Below are 16,545 nucleotides of genomic sequence, written 5' to 3'. Positions count from 1 at the left end.
CAAAAAAAGATGGAGACATAACGAAATCCATCCAACCTACAGAACAAATAAAATAAAGAAGCTAGTAGGTATCGCTTGTTCCACCGCGGTTGATTTCCATGCAAGACTTCGCTTTCTGCGGGGTCTCACCTATGCCTCTTTTTCCGCAGGAGTCTTCCTCTTGCCCTCCAATCCACAGCTAGAAGCACCTATATACAGGAAACCTACCTTCACCATATCAATAAAATCAACAAAAAAATCCGAACGAGTTGGATTCTCCATCAAGAATCTCACTTCGTCGTTCGGATTTCCCTTCAACTAAAATACTTTTGTCTCAGCCTCTTTTTATTTAACAATGATAACAGGACATTCTGCGGATTGAGCAACTTCGTGACTTACACTTCCTAAAAATGTCTCTTTAACAAAGCCCTTTCCTTGACTTCCTATTACAATGACGTCTTGTTGATTGTCATGTGCGTATTCGATAATTTTCTTTGAAGCGGTGCCTTCTAAACCGTATGCCTTATATGGAATACCTGATTGAGTTAAATGATTGTGAGCTTCAGATAAAATATCGCGATTTTCTTCTTCTATCAGTGCGTCTAAGTCAACGCTAAAAACAGGCTGCTGCAAGTGAATTCTTTCCTTAATATGTACAATTGTCAGCTTATTAGCATTTACGCTTTTAGCTAGTTTACTTGCATGTTGAAGAGCACGAATAGAAGGTGCCGAACCGTCAAAGGCGACTAAGATTTTGTTATACATATAAAGAACCCTCTCTCTTTTTGTTCTTTCGTGATGCGCTGCCATCTAGATGCTGTAGATGATAAAGCAAAAAATAATAAAGTAAGAGACTTCTTGATTTTTGCTTTATCATCCATACTATACTTTTACCGCTTTCAGAAAAAACAAAACATTTATCCGTTTTTTTCCATATAAAAAGCCTTTGCTCACTAGAAGCAAAGGCTGATCGTTTATGTTAGTAGGTTATTTAACAAACTTCTTTTAACTCTTCAGTTAAACGTAAAAAAGTTTCTTTATCTCTTTTTTCTAAAGACTGATCAATTTGCAGTAAAAGCTGTGCTTTTTTAAAGTCACGAAGAGATTTGTTTAGCACTAGTTGAGCTGCTGTCGCGTCTGATACTTTTACTTCTTCTTGTGTCATTTTGCGGGACGTATAGTTTTCCATTACAAGTCAACTCCTCATCCTTTTCGCTATTATATAAGAAATCATATAATTATTCAAATATTTTTTCTTATTTTTCATTTTAAATTTGTCCCTCAAAATGAGGTTGGAACATACCAAAATCAATTTAGTCCAAAGGCGAACGAATTGGATTAAATTGATTTCCGTGCAAGGCTTCGCTTTCCGTGGGCGGCTGGTGAGCCTCCTCATCGCTTACACTCCTTCGGGGTCTCACCTGTTTCGCTTTTCCCGCAGGAGTCTTCGCCTTGCCCTCCAATCAACAGCTAGAAGCAGCAGAATATACAAAATCCACGTTCACCATCGCCATGAAAAAATCCGAACGAGTTGGATCCTTTATCAAGAATCTCGATTCATCGTTCGGATTTTCCTTCAACTAAAATACTTTTGTCTCAGCCTCTTGATATCACAACCACTCTGGGCATGAAGAACCTCGAGGAACCAGAACCGTCTTATATTTCCCTGGAGTTTCCGACATTTCGATTTGTTCTGTAAGCCCTTGGTACAATCCTAAAGGTGTTTGGGCTGTAAAGAGATTCGGTGCAATGTACTCGTGCTTCTCTGACGAACCAGCTGTTTGATGAGCGTACGCTTTGTCATAGATGCCCATTGATAAAATCCATAAAGATACGCGATCCAATGATACACGCACGCGGTAGCTGCCTCCTTCTTTTGCTCTTCTTTCCAGTGCCATTAAAGCACCGACTTCAAGCAACCAAGAAACCGCATAATCATTGACAACTACAATAGGAGGCAGCTTAGGATTTTCTGGCGATCCTTCTAACGCCATGACTCCCGTTACACTTCCCGCTGTCTGATCAAATCCATTTCTTTTTGCCCACTCTCCTTGCGTTCCATGCAGGTTAACGGTGCAGTGGATGATTCCTGGTTTTAGTTCTGCACACTCTTCAGCTGTTAGACCGTATCTCTCTAGAAATCCGTATCGACGGTTCGCAAAAAAGATATCGGCTTCTTTTAGAAGTTCAACCATTTTTTCTTTTCCTTCTTTTTCACCGATATCCAGCGTTGAAGAGCGCATACCGACATTAGACGTAGCGTAAATCGTATCATGCTCCCAATCCGTTGGCTTCCAAATATTTAAGACGTCCGCACCGTGTAAGGCAAGAGCTCTACCAAATCCTGCTCCCGCAATAACATGACCAAGCCCTAATGCTCGAATACCATCTAGCGGCGTTTTAGGATCTTTTGAAAAAGGAATCGGCTCACTTTCTCCAATCTTTTCAATTTCAATTAAAGGAAGCTGCGCTACTTCTTCATACACGGACTCATTCATAAACTCTTCAATTGTCCGCACAACAGGCATGATAACTCCTCGCTCAGCTGCAGCTTTTTCTAATTCTTCTGCATTCCATCCGCGAATTGCTTTTGCCACTGCATCAGGGTCTTCTATACAATTTAACAGCTTTAGCGTTTCATGCTTGGAGCGTGGATATGGATTCAGCGGCATCACCCATTTGTCATCTTTTGTTTGATAAAAGCGAAAGCCTAATGGGTTATATGGATCATTTGCTTTACTTGGTGCGTACCCATTAAGCTTTTCCCATTTTTTATCGTAAAAAGGTGATAATCTTCGGATAGCTTTTCGTAAATCCATATGAATATCTTGACCTTTTCCTCCGCGTATTCTCCAAATTTTTGAGACAGCTACTGATTTAGCAACTAGTGCAATAGCTGCTGCTGAGGCAAGGCGCAGCGTACTAGGAACAACCGGATCTTCTCCGTAAAACGTAATGTTTCCTCCACTGTCTTTTGCTGATAAACCTACTCCTTGAAGCACATTTTCAAGCTCTTGATAGATATCAAAATCACTATTATCCGTTAAACGATTTTCATTTGCTTTCAAAATAGATTTTGTTAGCTGATCTTTCGTAATGTTGCTCACGTATAGTCCCTTCTTTCCTAATATAATTACCTCATTATGTCCCTGCTTGCTGAAGTTATGCCCTCATGGAGTTAAATCAAAACACTTTAAATATAACCTTTACGTTAACGTTAATATTACCTTAAAACGAATGTATCATATATCACTTATGCGAACAAATAATTTGTTTCACAGACAAACAAAAGCGCTTTATGTTTTTGTACATAAAACGCTTTTTTCCTATTTCATATTTTCTTTTTTGAACTACTTTTCGATTGGTTTTTTTAATGCATGTAAATTTTCTTCTGCAGAAAGCATGACTTGGTTCATAATATCTTCCGCATCTTTAATTGCTTGGTTATAAAAGTGAGGACCGATATGTTCTTTAATAAACTCTAATACATTTTCCGCTGCAAATTCACTTATTTCTTCATCTCGTTCGTTATAAAAAAACGTTTGAATTTCATTCAGCATTTTATCTTTGTCTTCTTTTGAAAAATTAATAAACATAAACAAAACTCCTCTTTACATTGATATCTGTCTACCTGACATCATAGCAAGAGGAGCTGAGAAAATGCAGTCTTTTTTTCTTGTTGTTTTTGTGTACAATGCTGATGCTAATTTTAATTAGCTAGACACCTTCATAGCCGGTTTTTCTTTTATGCGGCTTGAGCGTTTTTTCATATCTTGTAAAATTTCTAGATATCTCTTTTCCGTCAACTCATATTTTACGAGTGGGACAAGTGATAACAAACAGAGAATACCCGGAATAATCGTAAAGATTAAAGCAATCCAAATGAGTGTGCTGTGTGACTGAATTTGATTTGGCACGTACCCTACTGCTGAAAGGATATACCCCCCTACTGCTCCACCCACTGCTGAAGCGACCTTTGTTTTGAAAATATTCGTAGAAAACACCATTCCTTCTGCTCGGTTCCCCGTTTTCCATTCGCCGTATTCTACACAGTCAGCGAGCATAGATGTTTGAGCAATGTTACTAACTCCACCGCCAAAAGAAGCTAAAAAGCTTAAAATCATCACTGGCATAACGTGGAAACCCGTTGCAAACATTGTAAGAGTGGCTACAGCATTTAGCGCAATACCCCCTATTGCTGCACGTTTCTTTCCAAATTTATTTGAAATAAAAGGAGACGCGATCGCCCCTACAATTTGTGCTGTAAAAAATAAGGTTAAATAAAGAGACGCGATGTTCTCTGCATTTAGATTGTATTTAAAATAGTAAATAGAAAAAGTAGTTCGAATTGTTAAAATCGTTTCGACTAAGAGCATCGAGAAAATCAGGTAGCGCAGCGGTTTATTTTGAATAAATAAGTTCCAAACTGCTTTTGGCGTCTGCTTTTCCTGTCTTTTTACGGTATAGTTTTCTTTTACTCCTGAAAATGTAATAATCATTGTAATCATTAAAATACACGCATAAATAAGACTAAGCATAAACCAGTTTCCAAAATAATGAGCTAGTGGAAGAGTTAATAAACTAGCAAATAAAGACCCTACTGCTGCAATTGTTCTAGGAAAAGCCACTACTTTATTTCGTTCTTTTACATCTTGTGTAATCGTTGCTGAAAGCGACCAATAGGGAATATCCATGATGGCAAAACTTGTTCCCCAAGCGATATAGGTGATATAAGCATAAATTAATTTTCCTGTATGAGAAAGATCAGGACTAATAAAACACGCCACTGTAGCAACAGCTGCAAAAAATCCGCCTATTAACAGGTAAGGTCTAAACTTACCAAATCTCGTTTCTGTATTATCAACAATCATTCCAATAATAATGTCTGCAATTCCATCCCATATCCTAGCAATAAGAAATAAAGTTCCTACAGCTGCGGCATTTAATCCTACGCTATCCGTATAAAAAATCATTAAATATGTACTTGTTAATGCATAAATAATATTGTTTCCAAAACTCCCCATTCCGTATGATAATACGGTTTTTAGAGAAACTTTTGACTGTACCCCCATGCTCATATAACTTAACTCCCTTCTCCTATAAAACGCTTTCATATCATTGGTGACTAGAATCTCATTGCTTTATGAGATTCTAGTCTTCTATTACGGCTGTATATTTTCCACAACTCGACTTTCGTAAGGCTGCAGAACAATATCTTTAAATACTTTTACTTCTGACGTATGGTTCATAAGGAAGTAATAACTTTTCTCTCCAAGCTTGCGAGGATATACTTCAATTCCATCTTCACTTTCTCTATGCTCAATATGCTGCTGTTTCACAATATCAAGCGCAATTTTTTCAAACGTTTGCTCCTCAATTCCACAGCCTACATAATAAACCGTTCCGCGACCAAACTGATTTTTTGTTACAGCTGCTTGATTATAAAATGGATCATCATACTCATACAGCACTTCAGCTGTTACAGGCGTGATAATATCTCTCCACACGGACGCACTTGATTCTTCTCCTTCATACGGTCCTTTTCCTTTAATAGCTGCTTTTTGAGTAGAAGACAGTGCTTCCACTTCATGAATTTCAATTCCTGTTATTTCTTTTACATATCCCGGGAGCGTCTGTTTAAAATGAATGTTATTTTGTTTGTCTTTAATGCCGGTTCTAAAAGTAAAAATAATCACGCCTCCGTTTTCAGTAAATTCAGTAAATCTCTTACCTAGTTCTTCATCAATGATTTGCAAAGCCGGAACAACCAGTACTTTATAGCTTGAAAAATCTCTCGAAGCAGGAATAACATCAATAGGTGTATTCAACTTATAAAACGGTGTATATCCTCTAAGAAGCTCTTGCGTAAAGTCAAATCCTTCACTTTGCTGCTGAAAGCGCCATGACCATATATTTTCATAGTCATATAAAACGGCAACATCGGATTTAATATCAGACTCAAGTACATGTTCGTAATGAACGATTTCACTAAATAACGACTGAACTTCTTTGTAGCGTCTTCCATAATGATTATCGTGACCTACAACTCCATAGCAGTATTGCTCGGCTCCTCTTGTCATTCCGCGCCAACGGAAATACAGCATATTCGTACATCCATGAGCAAAAGCCTGATAAGACCACATCTTTGCCTGGTTAGGTCGCGGAAGATAACCGATGACATCATGACCTTGAGCGCCCATTAATTCCTCTACAATCCAGAAGTTTTTATGTAGCAAGCCTCTATTAAAATCATGCCCTAGTGCAATATGAGCCGGAGTAATTGGCTCTGTTTGACCGCCCCATACCGGATAATTGTCATAGGATACAAAGTCCATTACTTCTAGATTTTCTTCATGATCAAACCATTTATCAAAGAAGCCTCCTGATACGTTCGTTGTCAACAGCTGGTGATCACCTTTATATTTCTTCACAATCGCCGTTTGTTCGTGAGCGTATCTGTTTAATGAAAAAGAGCGAAAGCGCGCCCAGTCAAGCTTTAGCGAAGGGCTGTGTGTCGTAATTGTTTTTACAGGCATAGGCACTTCAGTAAACTCGTTATATGTTTGTCCCCAGAAAATAGTGCCATACTTTTCATTTAGCTCATTAATATCTTTATATTTTCTTTCCAAAAACTGCTGAAACTCTTTATGACATTGTTCGCAGTAACACATGTCACTGCCTTCATGGCCAAATTCATTGTCAACTTGCCATGCTACGATTGCTTCTTCTGAGCAGTAGTGCTTTACGAGTTGTTCTGTAATCTGGGCGCTATACTTCCGGTAAAGAGGCGAATTAAAACAATATTGACGTCTTCCTCCAAAGGCTCTGACCGCCCCGTTTTCATCTTTTGATAAAATAGAAGGATGCTGCTTCGCAAGCCAAGCCGGAAAAGTGGCAGTAGGCGTACCAAACATAACCTCAATATTCTGTTTTTTAAGCTTATTGATAACGCTATCAAAAAAGGAAAAGTCATAGTGCCCTTCTTTAGGCTCCATAAGGTGCCAAGCGAACTCTCCTATTCTCACCATGTTTGATCCTAGCTCTTTAATGCCTTGGATATCTTCTTCTATCATATTCTCTGGCCAATGTTCAGGGTAATAATCGACGCCGATGTACATTTTTCTCTACTCCTATCTATTTCTTTATTTCATTAAATGAACGATTTGCTGCTAACTGTTAAGGTCTACTCGGAAACGGTAATCAAAAGCAAAAAAATCACATTTATTTTCTTCATAAATAAATCTCTATTCAACTTTCAAGATACATACATCCTAATCTTTTAAAACGCTTACAAGTTTATTTTATGAACTTTATTCAAAATATTCAATGGTAAAAATTTAGAGAAAAACATCCTTTTTTTGCTCTTTATTAAAAGAAAGAATAAAACGCTTACAAAGACAAATGTTTTTATAATTCTTTTATATACCTTCCCTCACACTTCCCATATCCACATTTAGGTAATAAATTGCTTATGAAACAATCGTCAAAAGTAATTTCTTTCATACATGCTATCTATCAATTAGTAAGAGTCATTTGACTTATCTATAAAACAGTAAAAATTACAGAGCAGGTTTTTACCATTATTAACACATTAAACCTACGTTCACCATCACAATAAAAAAAGACCGCACAATTAATCAATAATCTCGATTAATTGTGCGGCTACTTCCTGGGCTAAAATACTTTTGTCCCGCTTTTTACTTACAGCTGATTATAAACACACTTTTACCGGTTTGTGTTCATGCAGCTTCCATTTATACAAAGCTCTTCAAACTTACATAGAGCTTATACAAGGGTAATAAGGCGAACGGCTGTCTTTAATGCTATAATTAATTTCGTATGCAAAATATCACTACTAGCATTTAAACCATACATAGCCGCTTCACCTTATTTTCGTATCATTTAAAATAAAGGAATTTTAAAGAGAAAAGTGAATAGTATAAACATGCACTTTATTTACTATCTCTTTTTAATTTTCATATATTCATTGCTTTTAAAGGAGAGGATATCATGCCAGGAGCTACAAGCATGGTCGTAATCGGAATTACTGCCTTAATTGTATTTGGACCAAGTAAATTGCCGGACATAGGACGAGCATTTGGACATTCCCTGCGAGAATTTAAAAATGCAGCAGAAGGAATTATACAGGATGACGACAAAAAAACTCCAGAGGATACTACTGAAGATAAAGAGGAAAAATCCTAATTTTTATGTAAATGAAAGTTATACAGACTAAAAAGCCCACTTTTCACGTGCAGTGGGTTTCTTTTTTGATGTATGATAGTAAAAAATAGTAAAGAAAGAGGGTAACTTTTTGTTTAAATCGAAACTGCATTTTTGGACATTAGAACTATTAATGATTGCTTTACTGATTTACATTTGTAAACATATTTCGTTTGTTTTTCTACCAATCGGTGTGTTTATCTCCACTTTGTTTTTCCCTATTCTCGTAGCTGGTTTTCTTTTCTTTTTATTCGAACCAATTGTGTCATTTCTCACAAGAAAAAAAGTGCCAAAAACACTGGCCATTTTACTATTATACGTTGTTTTTATCGGCGTAATTGCTTCTATTGTAGGCGGTGTGGGACCTACTTTATCTAAACAATTAACTGATTTGGCTAAGAATATTCCGTCTTATATTGTAGAAACGAGAGAGTACATAAATGATTTATCTAACTCAAGATGGTTTAACTGGCTCGTTGAACAAAAATATGTGTCGCTCGATCATATTGAAGAGTCACTTTTAAACTACGCGTCTACTTTACCTACGAATCTCACAAACAGTATTTCATCTGTTTTAAGCGTCGTAACAAATATTACACTTACGGTTGTAACCGTTCCTTTCATTCTTTTTTATATGCTTAAAGACAGCCATAAACTTCGTAAAAATACGCTGCGTATGGTTCCTGCTTCTTACCGAAAAGAAACGTTACGTACAATGAAAGAAACAACAAATACGCTAGCTACTTATATTCAAGGCCAAATGCTCGTTTGTTTATTTGTCGGTATTAGTACATTTATTGGTTACCTCATCATCGGGTTGCCTTATGCATTAATACTCGCACTAATAGGAGCCCTTACTAATATTATCCCGTACGTCGGCCCTTTTATTGGCGTAGCACCCGCTTTAATCGTAGGTTTATTATACTCTCCTACAAAAGCAATATTAGTAATTATCGTCGTCGTAATCGTCCAACAGCTAGATGGGAACATTATTTCTCCGCTGGTAATTGGAAAAAAATTAAACACTCATCCTTTAACGATTATTATTTTATTGCTTGTTGCAGGTAATATTGCAGGAATACTCGGAATGATCTTAGCGATTCCGGCTTATGCTGTAACAAAAACAATTGTGATAAATATTGTAAGAATGATTCAATTCAGAAACAAATCTATCAAGTTGTAAAATGCAAAAGCAATACAATAAAAGGACCTTCTCTTGAAGGTCTTTTTATTGTTCCATAGGTTCAGCACTGACACACGATCAGGTGATTTCCATCCGGATCTTTAAATGTAAACCAATGATTGTGTTGAATTCCTGTCGTTAGCTCTACTTTTTTCTGCTTCATATATTCATAAGCTTCTTTGATATCGTTTGTATTCAAATGAAAAGCTGGCGTTTTAAAAAGCGTATTTTTTGAATACGTTTTGCTATCTAATACAATTCCTGTTCCATTCATAGGTATCACATATAAATGATCATATAAAATGTCCCCATCTGCTATCAAACCTAGTATGTCACAATACCAATCTCGTGCTTTTTTTATGTCCTTTACAGGAATAAAAACCGTGCCTACTTCATTTAATATAGGGTTCATTTATGACCTCCGGTATGGATTTAGTAGTTTTACAAAGTATTCTCTTTTAATCGCTGATAACCTTTTATTTTGAGATACTTTCTATCAGTCCATTAAACTCGGTAGCAGAATTAGTAGTCTTGCGGACAAGGTTATTCTCCATACATAAGCTACACGGCAAATGTATATACTTCATGACCAAACGTAGATTACTAAAAAAGAAAATGAGAAAATCTCCCCCTTCCTCTGCTTTGCACGTGTATAATGAAAAATAGACTATAGATAGTAGCCTTCTTTTGTTTGTAGCATCGAACTTTCGTGCATTACAATAGATTTAAAGCCACTATCCAGCTAAGAATTAAAATGACTAACTTAAGGTTAAGGAGGTTAGATGTGTATGGATTATTCATCTTTACTCATACGCGAAGTCATTGATAGAGTATCTAAATTACGCCTCTTATCTGTTTATAATGAAAGTATAAAAGGAGATTTAGAAAGCACCATCCTCCCTCTTTATCAGCAGCACTTTGAAAATAAAGATGTAAACGAAACGTTGAGAATTTTAAAAAAAGACTTTCTCAATCGTACGAAACGCAGATGGTTAGATGCTGCTATACGCGACTATGAGCAAAAAAATCCTAAGAAGAATAAAGAGCTGATTGGAGAATACAAAGCGCTAACAGCTTATTATAAAACGAATGGAAAAGAACTCTTTTGCAAACAGTTTGAAAACGTATCATCTCCGGAAGAAGTCATTGATAAACGAATTAGTATTCTACGTGAATGGAGTCAAGAAGATAGCTTCTTCTTAACGGATTATCCTTATATTCATCAAAAAACCAAGACCCAGCGAGAAAAAGCAATCCATACGGATATATCTATTATTATTGGGCTTACTATACTGGATCCAAGCTTCCAAAACGGAAATCATAGTATTATTGAGAGCCCTTTTTCAACTGTAGAGAATCCTTTTTTCTCTAACTCAAGAGCAAAACTTCTCGTCGAGCAACCCCTATTAGAGAAAGAAGGAAAAGAATATTTCTTAAGTACTTATAACTCTGAAGACGGGACAGATTACGAATTGTTAATAGAAAAAGAATACGCTGAAGAAAATGGAAATAAAATTAGTGATTTAGATCGGTTTGATTATAAAGTGTTTTTAGAAATCATGAGCCAGCGGGACGAGTTGTTCGCTACACAAAAAATCATTAACGTAAAAATTGGTGACCTTGTGAAAGCACTTTATAAAACAGATAGTAAGCGCAACTATCAGATGATAGAAGAAAGAATTACAAAAATGAAGCACTACAGCATGACAAAAGTACAGCATAATAAGAAAATTGCCTATGGTATTTTTGACTTTGTAGATATTACTACGATGCCGAACGGAACGCGAATTGCTGAAATTCACGTCAATGAAGTGATATATAGAGACTATATTCAACGCCAAACGGTGCGTATTTATAAAAATAAAGTAGAAAAATTAAGTTTAGACGCCGCTTATCATTTGCTATTCGTTATGCAAAAAGAGCGCCTCATTTGCTATGAAACAAAATCTTCATACAATGTCACAAGAGATTATTTATATTTTTCGACAAGAGTCCGCTTTCGAAAAAGACGAAAAAAAGAAAACCTTGTCGAAATTGAAACAGCCTTAGATGAGCTAGTCGAACAAAAACTAGCTGTCCAATCCTATAAAAGAGTGGGCCAAGTGTTTCAGATTACCTTTATTCCTGTGGGAGAAAGTGAAGTAAAAGACTTATTAGCTGGTGATTACGAATATGCTCCCCTTTCTATTTATCAAAACGTAACAAGTTCTATAGGCTAAAAAAGAATGCCCTTATAATCTTTATAAGGGCATTCTTTTTATCTATCTACTATTAATCACTGCATTTTTTGCTCCACATTTCCGTGCGAAAGTGTTTTTTTGCTCCAATTCTTTATGTAAACATATTATTTCCCCTGCTAATATAGCTATTAAACTTCACCTTCCTTATCATTTTGTGAACTTTTTGTGTCTAAAAAAGTATTTATAATTGTTTTTTGCTCCAGATCCCCGTGCGAATGTGCCGTTTTTCTTTCTATACTGCATTTACTATAAGTTTGGCTCCAATCTTCCGTGCAAATATGCCACTTTTACATAAATTTTCTTGTGCCAGCGACTTTCCCTCTTCGTTTCCTTCAATTTTTGCTCCACATCTCCGTGCAAAAGTGTTTTTTGCTCCAGATTCCCGTGCAAACATGCCACTTTCTTAAAAAAACACTATTTTTGCTGCAAATGTTTGTTTATCCCCTCTGAAAATGTGAACTTTTTGTGTCTCAAAAAGGGCAATTTTCTTTTTTTTGTCCCTTTTTTCCGTGCAAATGTGTCACTTCCTTGCTTGGATCTTTACTTTTATCATTTTTGCTCCTATTCTCCGTGCGAATATGTCATTTTTACATCAAAAATTTTTTTGAATTTGTCGCATTTTGTGTATTTCATCCGTCATAATACGACATTTAGCTTAAGAATGCTGTTTTATCAACGTTTATGAAATATAACACTATTTTTGCTCCACATCTCCGTGCAAATATGTCACCTTTTAAATAGATGTCTCGTCCCTTGATATCACTAGTCTTTTTAAAAAATGCACCATTTCCCCGTGCAAATATGTCATTTTACAGCCTATATGACTGTGTCTATACTGTAAAAGACGACGTCTATAGTTTTGGAAAGGAGGTCACTACATGAGTATACAAAAGCTGTCACTAAAACGGCACACCCTTGTAGCAAACAAGCTGCTGATTGCCATGAGCGGCTTAAGTAGAAACACTAAACGAGACAATAGCTATTACTATGAAAAACACTCATTTGGTCTTGCGAAAAACTTTGTAGATATAAAGTGGACGGGTTCTCTGATGAAGCAAATTTTAGCTTACGTAGCCAAATGTAACAGCCAGGGGCATATTTCAATTATTTCTGAGCAAGAACTGGCTAATACAATCCAATGTTCCGTTCGGACCGTTCAAAATAATAATAAGCTTTTAGAAGACTATGACATCATTCGCTGGGATCGTTTATGGGGAGACTATATTCAAGTTTCTTTAAACAACTATTTAGAGGATTTTTTAGATTTACATATAAAAGAAGCTGCTGATGTTCAAAACATATCATATAATCCTGAAATGCTTGATGAAGATAACAATACATATACTTCAAAAGGTGGTTATACTTCTGTTTCGATGGAAGTGATTTATCAATTGCTGGCTATTAAAAATATCAACATGCTGCGTCTGGCTTTACGTGCGTTGTACGTATACGAATCTGATGTAAACGTAAAGAAAGATTCAGAAGCACTTTTATCTTATACCGAGGTAAAACACATTCTTCCAAAATACATTGGCTATAAAGCTGCTATTAAAGAAATGGCTAGTAAATTGAGTACAATTTTCCGTATCGATGTGCTAGAAAAAGATGATTGTGTCAAAACATTATTAGAAGAAAAGCAGCCAAGAAAATCAATTATTGAAAAAATCAAGGATGGTTTTATTTTAAGCTTTAATTTAACTGGTGCTCATGATAGTAAAAAACAAAAAGAAATCGAAAAAATCCGTGGAGAGCATGCATTTGCTCAGTTTAAGAATTTCTTTAAATCTTTTGGACATTATTCAATTAAAAAGGAAGATATTCATTCCATTGTACATGAGTTTGGTTTAGATATAATCGAAAAATCATTAACGTCCGTTCAGCGTCACCTACAACAAACTTACATAGAAGAAAGTATGGATGCATTTCGCCCTCTTGTGCATGAAATGGAGTCAAACTTCTTTACGTATATCCGCAAAATTGCCAACGGGTATTATCAGGCAAAAATTAACGCTCTATAATACTCTTTTTTGTTATGCCTTTTTTTACTCATTTCTACTCTATTTTCCTTCCATTCTTTCTTTCTCTTTAACTTACTAAAATATAAATGTCTGTGAGCTATAATAAACCCTTTTAAATGATAATGATTTTCGTTTTCATGAAAAAAATCAACTAAATGAACAAAAAACACAATAAATAAACGTTATTTTCCGAACTATTGCGTAGAAAATATGGCTGTTATAAAAAAATCCTATATTTTTTCGTGAAAATTCTTGTAGTAAACTGCAGTTTTTTTGATTACTTTATTCCCTTTAACCTCAGTCAGCAGAAGGCTTTTACCCATATAAGTTTTAGCAATGTTTTTAATGTTTTTAATGTCTTTTTAATCTCTTATAAATATATAGTAATTTCTATAAAACAATGGACAGCAAATAAACAGCATTTATATATCCGAATACATTAAATTAAAATATATAACTCACTGAAAAAAGCGCTCCCATAAAATAGAAACGCTCTTTCTTACTTCATGTATCTGTATAACTTCATAAAAAAACACACAAAACAAATTCTTTACATCTGCTTTGTGTGTTTTTTTTATTTAGTAGGATTATATTGTTTAAGAACTTTATCACGTACATATTTAAGATGATGATACATTTTCTTGAATGCATCATCGGGGTCATGATTAGCTAACGCATTATAAATAGCGGTATGATGTTCTACAGTAAGTGCTGGTTCTCTAAAGGTAATTTCGCTATCTGTTTTTTCATGAGTGAAGAGCAGGGAATTAATCATACCTTCTACCACTGGATTATCCGCGCTAACAGCAATAATTCGATGGAATTCCTTATCCGCTGCACCGTAATTGTTATCTGTGCTCTTTTTTATTTCCTCGATCGTTTCTTTTAACTGTCTTAATTGATCATCGTTTATTTTTTCCGCCGCCATGGTTACTAGGCCCAGTTCTAGTGCCATGCGCGCCTCCACTACTGCAGGTAAATTATCGATTGATAACGCTAACATAACGGAAAAAGGATGTGCTCCTATTTTGTTATTAAAATACGTACCTCCACGAGTTTTTCGTGTAATTACACCAAGTACTTCTAATGCACTCAAGGCTTCTCTCAATACAGGGCGACTTACATTCAGTACGTCTAATAACTCCATTTCAGTTGGCAGCTTATCTCCTGGCTTTAATTGCCCGCTGACCAATAACTGAATAATACGGTCGACTACTTGTTTTGCCAGCGTATTACGATTAACGGATTCAAATGACACTTTTTTAGTCGAACCACTCATCTTCATCCACCCTTTTCTGAATATTGTTTATTTGTAAGACTAATTATATCATATAGAGTTTTTTTATGTATTACCAACCACTACTTCTTAACTATTCTTATTTCTTATCTACATAGGATTATGTATTAAACTGCTCGTTATTATAAAAAACAGAAGCTCGAACAAAGACGTAGAATTGTTCGAGCTAAAAGCACCCTGTAATTATTTTTGAAAAAATTTTTAACGTATCAGACAAGGACGTTTATTATCAAAGCTCCAATTTTTAATTAAATACTGCATAGCTTTTGAATCATCACGTGCTCCTAATTGCATTTTCTTATATAGCTGATGTGCTTGCTCGATTCGTTCTAAATCCACCTCTATGCCAAGTCCTGGTTTTTTAGGTACTGCTACTCTTCCTCCCTCAATTTTAAAAGGATCTTTTGTCAATCGCTGACCATCTTGCCAAATCCAATGCGTATCAATAGCCGTTATTTTTCCAGGAGCGGCAGCAGCCACATGAGTGAACATGGCCAGTGAAATATCAAAATGATTATTTGAATGTGATCCCCATGTAAGACCCCATTCATGACACATTTGAGCCACACGAACCGAGCCTTGCATCGTCCAAAAGTGGGGATCAGCTAGAGGGATATCCACAGCGTTTAACTGAATAGCGTGACCCATTTGACGCCAATCTGTAGCAATCATATTTGTAGCAGTTGGCAGTCCAGTTGCTCTGCGAAATTCCGCCATTGTTTCTCTTGCTGAATATCCATTTTCGCTACCGCAAGGGTCTTCTGCATAGGCCAATACATGATGTTTATTTTTACATAGTTGAATAGCTTCTTCCAAAGACCAAGCCCCGTTAGGATCTAAGGTAATTCGAGCTTCAGGGAAGTTTTCAGCTAATGCTGCTACCGCTTCTATTTCTTGCTCACCTTTAAGAACACCGCCTTTTAGTTTAAAATCGTTAAATCCATACTGCTGATGAGCTGCCTGTGCAAGTTTTACGATTGCTTCGGGAGTCAGAGCTTCTTCATGGCGAAGTCGAAACCACTCCACTTTTTCATTTTCACCACTTAGATAGTCCAAGTCAGTTTTTTTGCGATCTCCAATATAAAATAAATAACCTAGCATTTCAACATGTTCCCTTTGCTGGCCTTCTCCTAATAATGCTGCAACTGGTACATTAAGAAATTTCCCTACTAAATCTAATAAAGCTGCTTCCAGTGCAGTAACGGCATGAATGGTCGTCCGTAAATCGAATGTTTGAAGTCCTCGTCCTGCCATATCTCGATCTCCAAATTTTTTACGTACTGTATTTAAGATGTTATTATAATTTCCGATTGATTGATCTACTACAAATGTCTTCGCATCTTCAAGCGTTTGACGAATGTTTTCACCTCCAGGTACCTCTCCTACCCCTGTGCTTCCAGTACTGTCTTTTAAAATAACAATATTTCGAGTGAAAAAGGGACTATGGGCACCGCTGAGATTAAGCAGCATACTATCATACCCAGCCACTGGTATAACCTGCATATCTATAATTTGAGGCGTAGTCGACTTTTTTTCGTTTTGAATTTCACTATTTGTAAGAACATAATTATTCATGCTTTTCACTCCTGATCTAAGTTTTTTGAA

General features: G+C 36.0%; 13 protein-coding genes. 4 read left to right on the top strand and 9 right to left on the bottom strand.

The genetic code is table 11. The features are described from left to right. Nucleotides 1–324 precede the first annotated feature (324 nt). The 6 genes from MKY06_RS09920 to MKY06_RS09895 all read right to left on the bottom strand — a co-directional run bounded on the left by MKY06_RS09920 (nt 325) and on the right by MKY06_RS09895 (nt 7,097). The gene (locus MKY06_RS09920) at nt 325–744 is read right to left on the bottom strand and encodes a universal stress protein (protein WP_057274853.1); all 420 of its coding nucleotides are present in this window, start codon (nt 742–744) and stop codon (nt 325–327) included. A gap of 226 nt (nt 745–970) precedes the next feature. Further along, nucleotides 971–1,168 (bottom strand): IDEAL domain-containing protein, encoded by a 198-nt coding sequence (locus tag MKY06_RS09915; protein WP_013056608.1) that lies wholly within the window; start codon nt 1,166–1,168, stop codon nt 971–973. Nucleotides 1,169–1,589: 421 nt separating this feature from the next. Continuing rightward, nucleotides 1,590–3,086: a CoA transferase gene (locus MKY06_RS09910; RefSeq protein WP_082888756.1), complete on the bottom strand. Its 1,497-nt coding sequence runs from the start codon at nt 3,084–3,086 to the stop codon at nt 1,590–1,592. A gap of 243 nt (nt 3,087–3,329) precedes the next feature. Further along, complete coding sequence (locus tag MKY06_RS09905) at nt 3,330–3,575, bottom strand: DUF2164 domain-containing protein (RefSeq protein WP_013082790.1); 246 nt, start codon at nt 3,573–3,575, stop codon at nt 3,330–3,332. Nucleotides 3,576–3,692: 117 nt separating this feature from the next. After that, nucleotides 3,693–5,057: a glycoside-pentoside-hexuronide (GPH):cation symporter gene (locus tag MKY06_RS09900; protein ID WP_043981959.1), complete on the bottom strand. Its 1,365-nt coding sequence runs from the start codon at nt 5,055–5,057 to the stop codon at nt 3,693–3,695. A gap of 84 nt (nt 5,058–5,141) precedes the next feature. Continuing rightward, entirely contained in the window at nt 5,142–7,097 is a 1,956-nt protein-coding gene (locus MKY06_RS09895; RefSeq protein WP_029321261.1) for a beta-galactosidase, read from the bottom strand. 892 nt (nt 7,098–7,989) lie between these two features. Here MKY06_RS09895 and MKY06_RS09890 point away from each other — a divergent pair. Next, nucleotides 7,990–8,184, top strand: a complete 195-nt coding sequence (locus MKY06_RS09890; protein WP_013082787.1) for a twin-arginine translocase TatA/TatE family subunit — start codon at nt 7,990–7,992, stop codon at nt 8,182–8,184. Between the two features lie 109 nt (nt 8,185–8,293). Further along, a complete protein-coding gene (locus MKY06_RS09885; protein WP_025751972.1) occupies nt 8,294–9,385 on the top strand; it encodes an AI-2E family transporter in 1,092 nt (363 codons plus the stop codon). A gap of 61 nt (nt 9,386–9,446) precedes the next feature. Here MKY06_RS09885 and MKY06_RS09880 read toward each other — a convergent pair whose 3' ends face one another. Beyond that, nucleotides 9,447–9,797, bottom strand: coding sequence for a VOC family protein (locus tag MKY06_RS09880; protein ID WP_078081727.1), 351 nt, complete (start codon nt 9,795–9,797; stop codon nt 9,447–9,449). A 376-nt stretch (nt 9,798–10,173) separates the two neighbouring features. Here MKY06_RS09880 and MKY06_RS09875 point away from each other — a divergent pair, with 376 nt between their 5' ends. Together MKY06_RS09875 and MKY06_RS09870 are read left to right on the top strand one after the other, a co-directional pair. Beyond that, nucleotides 10,174–11,604: a hypothetical protein gene (locus tag MKY06_RS09875; protein WP_097812412.1), complete on the top strand. Its 1,431-nt coding sequence runs from the start codon at nt 10,174–10,176 to the stop codon at nt 11,602–11,604. Nucleotides 11,605–12,503: 899 nt separating this feature from the next. Continuing rightward, on the top strand, nt 12,504–13,643 hold the full coding sequence (locus MKY06_RS09870; protein ID WP_029321232.1) for a hypothetical protein: 1,140 nt from the start codon (nt 12,504–12,506) through the stop codon (nt 13,641–13,643). A 574-nt stretch (nt 13,644–14,217) separates the two neighbouring features. Here the strand turns inward: MKY06_RS09870 and MKY06_RS09865 are convergent. Next, on the bottom strand, nt 14,218–14,922 hold the full coding sequence (locus tag MKY06_RS09865) for a FadR/GntR family transcriptional regulator (RefSeq protein WP_013056598.1): 705 nt from the start codon (nt 14,920–14,922) through the stop codon (nt 14,218–14,220). 219 nt (nt 14,923–15,141) lie between these two features. Then, nucleotides 15,142–16,515, bottom strand: coding sequence for a glucarate dehydratase (gene gudD, locus MKY06_RS09860; RefSeq protein WP_098287413.1), 1,374 nt, complete (start codon nt 16,513–16,515; stop codon nt 15,142–15,144). Nucleotides 16,516–16,545 lie beyond the last annotated feature (30 nt).

The sequence above is a fragment of the Priestia sp. FSL P4-0332 genome (genome assembly GCF_038005845.1).
Taxonomy (GTDB): Bacteria; Bacillota; Bacilli; order Bacillales; family Bacillaceae_H; genus Priestia.
The sequence above is the reverse complement of the archived record's forward strand: the minus strand, read 5'-3'. Positions and strand labels throughout refer to the sequence as shown.